9 protein-coding genes and 1 pseudogene are annotated in these 11,872 nt (G+C 49.5%); 6 read left to right on the forward strand and 4 right to left on the reverse strand.

Annotated features, from left to right (window positions below):
- Nucleotides 1–153 precede the first annotated feature (153 nt).
- Nucleotides 154–1,473 carry a hemolysin family protein gene (locus tag BBR47_RS01855; RefSeq protein WP_012684060.1) on the forward strand — a complete coding sequence of 440 codons (1,320 nt, stop codon included), beginning with the start codon at nt 154–156 and terminating at the stop codon, nt 1,471–1,473.
- Between the two features lie 234 nt (nt 1,474–1,707).
- Nucleotides 1,708–4,719, forward strand: coding sequence for a beta strand repeat-containing protein (locus tag BBR47_RS01860; protein ID WP_012684061.1), 3,012 nt, complete (start codon nt 1,708–1,710; stop codon nt 4,717–4,719).
- Nucleotides 4,720–4,818: 99 nt separating this feature from the next.
- Here the strand turns inward: BBR47_RS01860 and BBR47_RS01865 are convergent, their stop codons facing one another.
- The gene (locus BBR47_RS01865; protein WP_012684062.1) at nt 4,819–5,370 is read right to left on the reverse strand and encodes a dihydrofolate reductase family protein; all 552 of its coding nucleotides are present in this window, start codon (nt 5,368–5,370) and stop codon (nt 4,819–4,821) included.
- A 120-nt stretch (nt 5,371–5,490) separates the two neighbouring features.
- Between BBR47_RS01865 and BBR47_RS01870 the strand changes: the two genes are divergently transcribed.
- The gene (locus tag BBR47_RS01870) at nt 5,491–7,092 is read left to right on the forward strand and encodes a HEAT repeat domain-containing protein (protein WP_012684063.1); all 1,602 of its coding nucleotides are present in this window, start codon (nt 5,491–5,493) and stop codon (nt 7,090–7,092) included.
- Nucleotides 7,093–7,135: 43 nt separating this feature from the next.
- Here BBR47_RS01870 and BBR47_RS01875 read toward each other — a convergent pair whose 3' ends face one another.
- Complete coding sequence (locus BBR47_RS01875; protein WP_012684064.1) at nt 7,136–8,146, reverse strand: alpha/beta fold hydrolase; 1,011 nt, start codon at nt 8,144–8,146, stop codon at nt 7,136–7,138.
- A 93-nt stretch (nt 8,147–8,239) separates the two neighbouring features.
- Between BBR47_RS01875 and BBR47_RS31920 the strand changes: the two are divergent.
- The 3 genes and pseudogenes from BBR47_RS31920 to BBR47_RS01890 all read left to right on the forward strand — a co-directional run bounded on the left by BBR47_RS31920 (nt 8,240) and on the right by BBR47_RS01890 (nt 10,361).
- A pseudogene (locus BBR47_RS31920) lies at nt 8,240–9,044 on the forward strand (MerR family transcriptional regulator).
- Between the two features lie 137 nt (nt 9,045–9,181).
- The gene (locus BBR47_RS01885; RefSeq protein ID WP_012684067.1) at nt 9,182–9,961 is read left to right on the forward strand and encodes a cyclase family protein; all 780 of its coding nucleotides are present in this window, start codon (nt 9,182–9,184) and stop codon (nt 9,959–9,961) included.
- A 4-nt stretch (nt 9,962–9,965) separates the two neighbouring features.
- Complete coding sequence (locus tag BBR47_RS01890; protein ID WP_012684068.1) at nt 9,966–10,361, forward strand: hypothetical protein; 396 nt, start codon at nt 9,966–9,968, stop codon at nt 10,359–10,361.
- 2 nt (nt 10,362–10,363) lie between these two features.
- On the opposite strand, the gene BBR47_RS01895 is transcribed toward BBR47_RS01890, so the two are convergent.
- Nucleotides 10,364–10,663 carry an Ada metal-binding domain-containing protein gene (locus tag BBR47_RS01895; RefSeq protein WP_012684069.1) on the reverse strand — a complete coding sequence of 100 codons (300 nt, stop codon included), beginning with the start codon at nt 10,661–10,663 and terminating at the stop codon, nt 10,364–10,366.
- An 82-nt stretch (nt 10,664–10,745) separates the two neighbouring features.
- Nucleotides 10,746–11,864, reverse strand: a complete 1,119-nt coding sequence (locus BBR47_RS01900) for a deoxyribonuclease IV (RefSeq protein ID WP_012684070.1) — start codon at nt 11,862–11,864, stop codon at nt 10,746–10,748.
- Between the last annotated feature and the right edge of the window lie 8 nt (nt 11,865–11,872).

Consider the following 11,872-nt stretch of genomic DNA (forward strand, 5'->3'; position numbering starts at 1 on the left):
AGTTAGTAATTGTGAGGGTGAGAGACCTGAAATAGCAAAACTGCCTATAATCAAACAATGAAGACGAAATTGGATATAAGCGAACATTGATATGAAAGGGAGGAGTTTCGTACAATGAAAGCCTGAGACTTCTAATGAAGAGGGGATAGGCTATTGCTAACCATGAATTTGTTACTAATTGCTTTTCTGATTGTTGCTACTGCTTTTTTTGTGGCAACTGAATTCGCGATTGTAAAGCTTCGCCCAAGCCGTGTAGACCAACTGGTCATGGAAGGGAGAAAGAATGCTCTTGCTGTTCAGAAAGTAGTTAGTAACCTGGATGGATATTTGTCAGCGTGTCAGTTGGGAATCACGTTGACAGCCATTGGCTTGGGGGTTTTGGGGAAACCGACGATTGAGAGTATCATTAGCCCATTTCTTACGCCGTATTTACCCGAACAAGTCGTTGCAGTTCTGTCGTTTGTGATTGCTTACTCTCTCGTTACGTTTCTTCATGTGGTTGTCGGGGAACTGGCACCGAAAACAGTGGCGATCCAAAAGGCAGAAGCGGTTAGCTTACTTTGTGCGAAACCCATTATTTGGTTCTATAAATTGATGTACCCTGCGATCTGGGTGCTGAATGGCTCGGCTGCTCTACTTGTGCGTTCATTTGGTATGAAACCGACCAAGGGGCACGAAGAAAGTCACTCAGAAGAAGAGCTGCGAATCATTCTGACGGAAAGCTATGAGAGCGGAAAAATTAATCAGTCTGAGTATGGATACGTTAGCAATATCTTTGCTTTTGACGAGATGCTGGCTCGGGAGATTATGGTCCCGCGAACAGATATGAGCTGCTTGCACAAGGAATATACCCTTGAGCAAAACCTGCGAATCATGAAAGAAGAGCAATATACCCGTTTCCCGGTTATATCGCAAAACAAAGATCATATTATCGGGATGATTAACACGAAAGAGTTCTTTCTGAATTATGCCGATGATCCAAATTTGGATTTTTCCAAGCTCATCCGACCGTTTTTGATGGTTTCAGAGGCGACTCCTGTAAAAGACCTTTTGAAAAAAATGCAAAAACAAAGAACACATATCGCTATCCTGATTGACGAGTATGGCGGTACCTCCGGAATGGTGACGATCGAAGATATTTTGGAGGAGATTGTAGGGGAGATCCGTGATGAGTTCGACGCGGAGGAAAAAGCCGAGATCGAAATCGTGGAAAAGAATAGCCATGTGATCGTGGACGGAAAGGTACTTCTCTCCGAGGTTAACGACTTGCTTAACGCGAATATTAATGAAGAAGAACTCGATACCATCGGGGGCTGGCTATACAGTCAAAATCCGACGCTCAAAGAAGGTATCCAATGGCAATACGATGATCTCGTCTTTACAATCAGAAAGAAAGACAAGCATCGCATACGGAAAATTGAAATTCAAAAAGCAGCAGAAGTTCCAGCTCGTGAGCTGCAGGATGTAACGTAATGAAAAGATGGGGAATTCTCCATCTTTTTTCTTTTGTCTTGAGTGGTGAGATATACGACATACAACGAATGAGCATAACATGAATAGTTTATAAAATCGCAAACTAGGCGATCACAAATGTACAAGGTGCAAACATGGTCTGAAAAAGGATGATGATCCTTACGATAAAAATTTTTTCGGAAGGAGAGAGCGAAAATTAACGATAAGCGGGCTAACGCATTCAATAAGAAGATATTGCCACTGATATTCCCTCCCCAGGGTTGTCCGGCAATTTTTCCAGGACCGACGTTAGACCCACCTGATCCGCCTGATCCTCCAGGGGTGACGGGAGCCACAGGTGCGACAGGACCAACGGGTGCGACTGGTGCGACTGGGGCCACAGGGCCAACGGGAGTGACAGGGGCAAATGGAGCAGCTGGCGGAGACACTGGAGCTACAGGAGCCACGGGTCAAACAGGTGAAACGGGGGTAGCTGGAGCTACAGGAGCCACAGGAGCCACAGGAGCCACAGGAGCCACAGGCCAAACAGGCGAAACGGGGGTAGCTGGAGCCACAGGAGCCACGGGTCAAACAGGTGAAACGGGGATAGCTGGAGCTACAGGAGCGACGGGTCAAACAGGTGAAACGGGGATAGCTGGAGCTCCAGGAGCTACGGGCCAAACAGGCGAAACGGGGATAGCTGGAGCCACAGGAGTGACGGGTCAAACAGGCGAAACGGGGGTAGCTGGAGCTACAGGAGCCACGGGTCAAACAGGTGAAACGGGGATAGCTGGAGCTACAGGAGCTACGGGCCAAACAGGCGAAACGGGGGTAGCTGGGGTTACAGGAGCCACAGGAGCCACAGGCCAAACAGGTGAAACGGGGATAGCTGGAGCTACAGGAGCCACAGGCCAAACAGGTGAAACGGGGATAGCTGGAGCCACAGGAGCCACGGGTCAAACAGGTGAAACGGGGATAGCTGGAGCTACAGGAGCTACGGGCCAAACAGGCGAAACGGGGGTAGCTGGGGTTACAGGAGCCACAGGAGCCACAGGCCAAACAGGTGAAACGGGGATAGCTGGAGCTACAGGAGCCACGGGTCAAACAGGTGAAACGGGGGTAGCTGGAGCTACAGGAGCAACGGGTCAAACAGGTGAAACGGGGATAGCTGGAGCTACGGGCCAAACAGGCGAAACTGGGGTAGCTGGGGTTACAGGAGCCACAGGCCAAACAGGTGAAACGGGGATAGCTGGATCTACAGGAGCTACAGGATCTACAGGAGCTACGGGTCAAACAGGCGAAACGGGGATAGCTGGGGCTACAGGAGCCACGGGTCAAACAGGTGAAACGGGGGTAGCTGGAGCTACAGGAACCACGGGTCAAACAGGTGAAACGGGGGTAGCTGGAGCTACAGGAGCCACGGGTCAAACAGGCGAAACGGGGATAGCTGGAGCTACAGGAGCTACGGGCCAAACAGGCGAAACGGGGATAGCTGGAGCCACAGGAGCTACGGGTCAAACAGGTGAAACGGGGGTAGCTGGAGCTACAGGAGTCACAGGCCAAACAGGCGAAACTGGGGTAGCTGGAGCTACAGGAGCCACAGGCCAAACAGGCGAAACGGGGATAGCTGGAGCTACAGGAGCTACGGGTCAAACAGGTGAAACGGGGGTAGCTGGAGCTACAGGAGCCACGGGTCAAACAGGTGAAACGGGGGTAGCTGGAGCTACAGGAGCGACGGGTCAAACAGGTGAAACGGGGGTAGCTGGAGCTACAGGAGCGACGGGTCAAACAGGTGAAACGGGGGTAGCTGGAGCTACAGGAGCCACGGGTCAAACAGGCGAAACGGGGATAGCTGGAGCTACAGGAGCTACGGGTCAAACAGGCGAAGCGGGTGTAACTGGAGTTACAGGAGCCACAGGCCAAACAGGCGAAGCGGGTGTAACTGGAGTTACAGGAGCCACAGGAGCCACAGGCCAAACAGGCGAAGCGGGTGTAACTGGAGTTACCGGAGCCACAGGAGCCACGGGTCAAACAGGCGAAGCGGGTGTAACTGGAGTTACAGGAGCCACAGGTCAAACAGGCGAAGCAGGTGTAACTGGAGTTACCGGAGCCACGGGTCAAACAGGCGAAACGGGTGTAACTGGAGTTACAGGAGCCACGGGTCAAACAGGTGAAACGGGGATAGCTGGGGCTTCAGGAGTTACGGGTCAAACAGGAGCTACGGGAGTAACTGGAGCTACAGGAGCCACGGGTCAAACAGGTGAAACGGGGATAACTGGGGTTACAGGAGCTACGGGAACAGCAGGGACAACAGGAGCCACAGGCGCAACGGGGGCTACCGGAACAGCAGGGACAGCAGGAGCCACCGGCGCAACGGGAGCTACCGGAACAGCAGGAGCCACGGGTCCAACGGGGGCTACCGGAACAGCAGGGACAGCAGGAGCCACCGGCGCAACGGGAGCTACCGGAACAGCAGGGACAGCAGGAGCCACCGGCGCAACGGGAGCTACCGGAACAGCAGGAGCCATGGGTCCAACGGGGGCTACCGGAACAGCAGGGACAGCAGGAGCCACCGGCGCAACGGGAGCTACCGGAACAGCAGGGACAGCAGGAGCCACCGGCGCAACGGGAGCTACCGGAACAGCAGGGACAGCAGGAGCCACCGGCCCAACGGGGGCTACCGGAACAGCAGGTACAGCAGGAGCCACCGGTCCAACGGGAGCTACTGGAACAGCAGGAGCCACCGGCCCAACGGGAGCTACCGGAACAGCAGGAACAGCAGGAGCTACCGGTCCAACGGGAGCTACCGGAACAGCAGGAACAGCAGGAGCTACCGGCCCAACGGGGGCTACTGGAGCAACCGGCGCAACAGGTTCTCTCCAACAATTCCATGTATCCCAGAACACTCCAAATACTGTAGGAAGTTCGGCCATCCCGTTGACTACTGTTGCAACAACGCTTAAAACGATCACAATGACAGGAGTGGCAGCTGGTAACGCTGTTTGGTTAACGGGGATCGTCGGCTGGCAATCTACCGCGGGGACTACGAGCGTCCAACTGCAAATTTTACGTGGAACTACTATAATCTTTAGCATTAATCATCATTCAGCTGGAAATAACACATTTGAAGCAACGAGTGTAAACCACGTTGATTTAACGCCTGGAACGGGGAACGTCACGTATTCATTAGTCGCACTAACGAATGACGGGACTGCCAATGCTATCGGTGCTATCACTTTAACGGGAGCTTTGCTAGCTACCACATAGCACTGATAACGGAGGTACCGAAGAATATTAGCTTGTTAATTTCAAAAAAGAAACGGGGCCGATTGATGAGGTCCCGTTTCTCTTATTAATTTTGCGAAATTATAGATAAACAATGTTGTAAGTAGGCTTCGTAACGCCGTTCGCGTACTGTTTCATGTCCACTAACTCGAGTTTGAGACGTGGCTTCGCACTTCCAAATAGCGGGACACCTTCACCGACCATCACCGGATTCACTTTCAGCACTAATTGATCAATCAGTTGATGTGCCAGTAACGCTCCCGCCAATTCACCGCCCCCACATAGCCATAGCTTGCCGTTTTCTTGCTGTTTGAGATTCTTGATAAATTCGATGGCATCGCCTTTGACCAGCTCGACTTCTGCATTGGATTCAAACTGCATGGAGTTTGAGAAAATATAATGCTTGATTCCCTTATAGCCTGGTTCGCCTGGCTTGGCACCAAATTTGAACCCAAACTCGTAGGTCTTGGCGCCCATCAGCACAGCGTCATATTCCTGAATTTCAGATAAAAAGTCGGGTACATGTTCTCCCTCAAATAAAAAGAGTGTGCTGTCGATATTTCCGTCCATCATGGCTTGATCGGCAATGAAATTGTCTAACGATACGGCAACATGATAAATTAATGAGGCCATTTGGAAATCCCTCCTTTTTTCTCCACTTCATTTTATGTGAAACGATTTAGGGCTTGCACGCATTTTATTTGAGCACTTATTTGATACAGTCTGATTCATTAGATAAAGAGGAGGATCGACATGAAACAATTGACGCCGAAAGAACAAGGGCTTCTTGAGGAATTGTATAGATCGGACGAAAGAAAAGGAGAAATTCTCCACTCCTTGGGCAAGATGGGCAGCATGATCACTCTGACCTTTCTATTACCATTTGCCTTGGAAAAAGGAGAAGAAGTACGAAAAGCAGCGCTTGCGGCTGTCCATCAAATAACCTCGCGCCTGCGTACACAAGATTTCATTGGCTTGGATCAATACATACGGAGATTGACCCCCTATTCAAATAGAAACCAGTTGGAAGCGTGGCATGAATTGTTGCCGGAGGATATCCGGAACTTTTCAATAAACGATGAGGCAGACCTTAGCTTCATCGGAATTTGCAGCTTTCATCGAAATGGATATGTAAGGGAAGCAGCAATTGAAGTGTTGTTAAAACAGGTTACGGGTGCGGAGATTCCCTTTTTGTTAATCCGCTTGAATGATTGGCAGCCCAAAATTCGTTATCTGGCGTTCAAGGCGTGCAAGGTGAGATTCCGTCCCAATTATGTGAAACACTTTCTCGAATCAATTTTTTTGTTGAAGCATTTGTCCGCCTACTATAACCGTGAAAAGTTCTCCGATTTCCTAGAGGAGATCGACGCAATGTTTCGTCATCCAGATAATCGGGACGTGTTACGCAGTGGCTTTCGCTCAAAGGACCCGGTTGTTCGGCGATTTTGCTTTGATTTGGCACTCAACCTACATGATATCGATCCAGATGAAGTCATTGCAGCTGCTTTGATTCAGAAGGATGCCATGATCAGGCTCCAGACGGTTAGGTATCTGTGCAGGCAGGACGACAATGAGCGTCTGCGAAAATGGCTCGATCGAATTCGACGTGACGTTTTTCCTTCGATTCGCCAACTAGCCCTACAAGCTTATGTGGATCGCTTACCTGAAGAATCGACGGATGCGTTGCTTGCTGCTCTGCTTGATGGACATAAATCCATCCGCGAAATGACCCGATTTTATTTGAGGGACAAGAAGATCGATCTCGTTGCCTTCTATCGGGAAAAATTGAGAGATGCCGAGGAGCAGGTGATACCAATAGCGATTGTGGGAGTAGGAGAAACGGGTGTGAAAGCAGATGATCAATCAATTCTCCCTTTTTTGCTCCATGAAAATGAACGAATACAAAGAGCAGCCATGAAGGCACTCGCTATGCTGAATCCAGATGATCATATCGAAGTTTTTATCCGCGCGCTACAAACCAATAAACGAAGCGCATCCCGTGAAGCAAGACAAATACTAGCGGATCGAGTAGAGCTTCGTCATACGGATATGCTCTGGGAGATGCTTGAAAAAGATGTGGGTCTTCATGTGAAGAAAAACATTCTCTTCTTATTTTCGAAGATGAACAAGGCAGACAGTATTTCATTATTATTACGGGCATGTGTTGTGCAGGAAAAAGAAATACGCGATGATGCAATCCTGCATGTCGAGTATTGGCTGAATGGATATAATAAAAGGTTCTATTTGCGATTAAAGGATGAACAGTGTGAAAAAATTAGCCATACTCTTGAAGCAGTTCGAAAGTTTCTGCCGGAAGATATAGCTGAATCCGTCGAGTCACTCCTGGCAAAATGATAAGGAAGGGGCACCATTATAGGTGTCCCTCTACTTCGTATTTTCAGTTCCTTCCCAACAGTTCTTTTAACGTGTTATCAATAAAAGCGGTATCGACTGGATTAAGTCCAAACCCAGCCAAGTGTCCCCAGATTGATTCAATCGGCTTAAAGGTAGCGTTGGGGATGTGCTTCGTCTCATATTCACTGTCCTCTGGCGTGAAATACAAATCAGTCCGTACGGGCATCACAACCGTTCGTGCCTGGATGCTTCGTAACGCTGTCTCAAAGTCTCCCTTGTACCTATCATTTTGGCTAATGTCGGCATGCTGCCACGTCCACATCATCGCCAGCAAGTCATTTGCATCCGAAGGAACAAAGCTCTCCTCCCAAAATCCCGAGATAAATTCCGAAAGTGTCTCATAGCCCAAAGCTTTATAGCATTCCTCTCGGTAAAATGGCTGTGAAAACCCCCAACTCGCATAAACGCGGCCCAAGGTACGTAAGCCCACCTCGGGAGGCGCTGTATACTGCCCGTTATTCCAAGCTACATCGGCTTGCAATGCTGCTCGGATGCCTTCGATCAAGACGATGTTATGCGGCCATGTTTTTGCGGTTCCGGCAAAAGGAGCCAATCTTTCGACCATATCTGGGTAGCTCGCCGCCCAATGAAAAGCCTGGATGGCTCCCATCGACCAGCCAGTTGCCAGCGCAATTTTTTTGATGCCAAACCTCTCCGTAATGAGTCGATGCTGAACTGCGACATTATCGTAGATCGTAACATGTGGAAAATGGGACTGATCATACGGGCTTGCCGTGTTGCTCGGGGAGGACGATAGCCCGTTGCCGAGCATGTTGGGAATGATGATAAAATATTGATTCGGGTTCAAAGCCTTATCTTCCCCGATAAGCCATTCGTTTTGGTAATGCTGGTCTCCAAACGATGTAGGAAATATAATGACGTTATCCTTGGCTGCGTTGAGCGTGCCGTACGTTTTGTAAGCAATAAATGCATGCGGTAGTGTCACTCCTGACTGCAAGCGAACATCTCCCAAGTGAAAAATGTCGTAATCCATTTCGCATTGCTCCTTTTCTAAGCATGATTGTTTTCAATTATAAACGTTCCCGTACAGGGGAAAGTCAAGGGGACGATAGAGTGGGGTTTTTCCATGTTTAAGATCAGTGAATTTTCCCGATTGAGCAGAGTGTCCCTAAAAACGCTTCGTTTTTATGACCAAATTGGCATTTTAAAGCCAGCGGATATCGACAAAGAGACTGGCTATCGGTTTTATGCAGCAGAGCAATTGGTTACGCTCAATCGAATCCTCATGTACAAGGACTTGGGATTTACGTTGCAACAAATTCAGCAATTGCTGCATGAAGAAATGTCCATAGACCAACTACAAGGCATATTCAGGCAAAAAGAAAGGGAGGTGGAACGGCTACTTGAGGAGGAGCAAGCACGATTGAATCGAATCAAGGAGCGTCTGCTATCGATTGAGCAAGAGGGGTACATAGAACAAGAGGTTGTCTTTAAACAAGTCGAAGCTCAAAAAGTTGTTTCATTTCGTTCAGAAGGGACGGTGGAAGAGATTCCGATGCTTTTTTGATCAGCTGGCTCATTATGCAGGCAAGCAGCAGAGAGGGATGCTTTCCTCCATCGTTTTGTGGAAGGAGTCGGAGAGAGACGAGACGGCATTCGAATTAGAGATCGGCTATGTACTCAAACAGGACATTGCCTTGCCATCCGACAAGCTGGAAATACGTATGCTGCCAGAGGAGCCGATGATGGCCACCCTGGTCCAACGCGTAGAGCCATTCGTTCCTTCTACGGCCTGTATTGACTTGGCAAAATGGATAGAGCGCAATCAATACCGGATCAAAAAAGATCAGCCAGGCAGAGAAAACTATCTGCAATCCCCACATGGGGGCGATACGTATGTAGAAGTACAAATTCCCATAGAATCCCCATGAAGAAGGCCAGTACCTGTATAGACGATGAGGTACTGGCTTTTTGCTTGTGTTCATTTGACGATGGTGGAAGGCAGGTAGTACAGTAGGGTTGATTGAAAATACAGAAAACTCAAAGGGAGAAAGAAGGGAATCCTGCTATGAATAGAAAAGCACGTCGGTTCATTGATCTGAGTGTGCCTCTTGATCGTCTGGCAAAAGAACCGTTCCCACCTGAGATTCAATACAATAGTCATGAAGAAGGGGCTGTCCAAGCCGCGCAGTATTTCGGATTGCAACCAACGGATTTTCCCGAACAGAAGGCTTGGGCGAGTGAAACGGTGACACTCACGACACATACAGGGACACATGTCGATGCACCATGGCATTACTGGCCTACTTCAGAGGGAGAGCCAGCGAAAACGATTGATCAGTTGCCATTGGAGTGGTTCTACGGAGATGGTGTCCTGCTTGACTTTAGTGAAAAGCCGTCTGGCTATGAAATTACGGTGAAGGATGTGAAACAGAAGCTCGCCCAAATCGAATACGAACTGAAACCGTTCGATATTGTCCTGATCAGGACGGACGCGGATAAACGATATTATGAAGCTCACTATTTTCAATCACATGCGGGAGTATCCGCCGAAGCGACACATTGGTTGATCGATCAAGAAATCAAGGTCATGGGAACCGATGGGTGGGGATGGGATATCCCGTTTTCCGTTCAAGCCGCTGATTATAAACAAAATCCGCGCGATGGCGTTTTATGGGCGGCTCACTATGTGGGTAAAGAGAAGGAGTATTGCCAAATTGAAAAGCTGGCGAATTTGGAGCAATTGCCGAGGCCCTACGGGTTTACCGTTTCTGTGTTCCCTGTAAAAGTAAAGGGAGCAAGTGCGGGATGGGCGCGTCCTGTTGCGATTTTTGAAGAAGAGGAGTAGTTGCATGGGCATGAACAAGCGAGCGAAAGTTCTGTTCCTCCTATTTTTCTTGGGTTTTTGTTTCATCATGATCGCATATGTTTCTCTGATCTGGCATCCTGCACTACCATTCGATTCCAAGTCCAAAAGAGAAGTGACGGAGCTGTTGGGCGAAAACACGGGAACCATCGTCAAATTGACAACGGAGGAAAACGTCGATTGGTATGGGTATGGGCCACAAGCAAATCAAGCTACAGCGGCAGAAGCGATGAAGCGAGCGGTGACAGAAAAAGGCTGGACCTTTATCCAACAAGATGGGGCCGGATACTTTTTTGAACGGGGGAAAGAGAAGCTAATCATTACCTCACAAATGTGGACGGGCAACTATGTACTCTTTCGAATCCCCGCAGGTGTTCTATAACCTTAAAGGGGAAGGGCTTTCCACAACAAATATTTCTCCCGTAAACAAGCAGCGCAAGGCCGATACCCCGCAGCAATAGCAGTGGCTTCATCCGCAAAAAATACGCGATGACGGACATAACCGCCTCGCGTAATAGCTCTGATGGCAGAGGGGCAATCCAGTCGGCCGTATATTTTGCGTGGTCGATAGCCCCCCAATGTACCCGGAGTATCACTTTGATAAAAGGAACGATCAGCTCCGAGCAGGGTGTATGTTTTGGCAGAGTCAGCATCTTGAGGTGCTGGCTTTTTCGGTGTAGGCATATGGCTCCCCCTCTATTGGTAATGTGTCGTTTTCACTCCAAAAGGAGGAAGCCACGGTCAGCCTACAAGTAGTGTTCTTACCTTACGAGTATTTCGGAATCGCGAAGTAGGCAGTCAAGCGGTGGTTGATCTGTTCTTCGGTGAGCTCTGGGAACAATCTCGCTTCCTTCACCATATCGTACAGACGCTCCATCGGCTCACGACCATCGGCTTTCTTTGCCTTCGCGTCGTTTTTGAGCAGCTCCCAAATCCCAACTACATACTCGCGTCTGGTGACATCTTGTTTGCGGAAAAAGAAATCGAGGCGCTCCACATGATCCATGAATTCGTTGCCGAAGCGCTTGTCCACTTCCCCGCGTAGGAGGGCGATTTCTGCCTCGTACATCGGACGCTCGTTGCCTTTTTCCTTGCTGATCCAAGGTGTCTCCAGTACAAGCGGAAGGTGACGGATTTTCTCGTGGTTCACGATGTAATTCATCGCATCAAAGCCGATGAGTCCCGCACCGATTGGCGCATGGCGGTCTTTGCCTGCCCCGCGGAAGTTTTTGCTGTCATTCAAGTGAACAACGGCGAGACGGTCCAAGCCGATTGTCCGGTCAAACTGTTCCAGGACGCCATCGAAGTCGTTGACGATATCGTAGCCAGCGTCGTGAATGTGGCAAGTATCCATGCAGACGGTCAGTCTGCTATTGTCTTCTACTTTCTCGATGATGGCCGCGATTTCCTCAAAGCTGCGACCGATTTCCGTCCCTTTGCCCGCCATAGTCTCCAACGCAATTTTTACGTCGGTGTCTTTAATGCCTGTCAAAACCTCATTCAAGCCTTCCGCGATCCGGGCGATGCCGTACTCCGCATCTTTGTCGGTGTAAGCACCAGGGTGCAGCACGATATTTTTGACACCAATGTAGTCGGTCCGGCGAATCTCTTCTTGCAGAAAGCGGACAGCGAGCTCATAGGTATCGTCCTTGTAAGAGCCCAGGTTAATAATGTAAGGGGCATGTACCACAATTTCATCCACGCCCTGCTTCGCCATTACCTCTTTGCCTTCCGTAATGTACTGATCCTCGATCGGCTTGCGGCGGGTGTTTTGCGGCGCACCCGTGTAGATCATAAAGGTACTCGAGCCGTAGGTGGCTGCTTCTTGGGCGGCATTCAGCAGTCCTTTACCGGAGAATGATACGTGCGAACCTATTTTTAGCATAGGATAGA

This window comes from Brevibacillus brevis NBRC 100599 (genome assembly GCF_000010165.1).
Taxonomy (GTDB): Bacteria; Bacillota; Bacilli; order Brevibacillales; family Brevibacillaceae; genus Brevibacillus; species Brevibacillus brevis_D.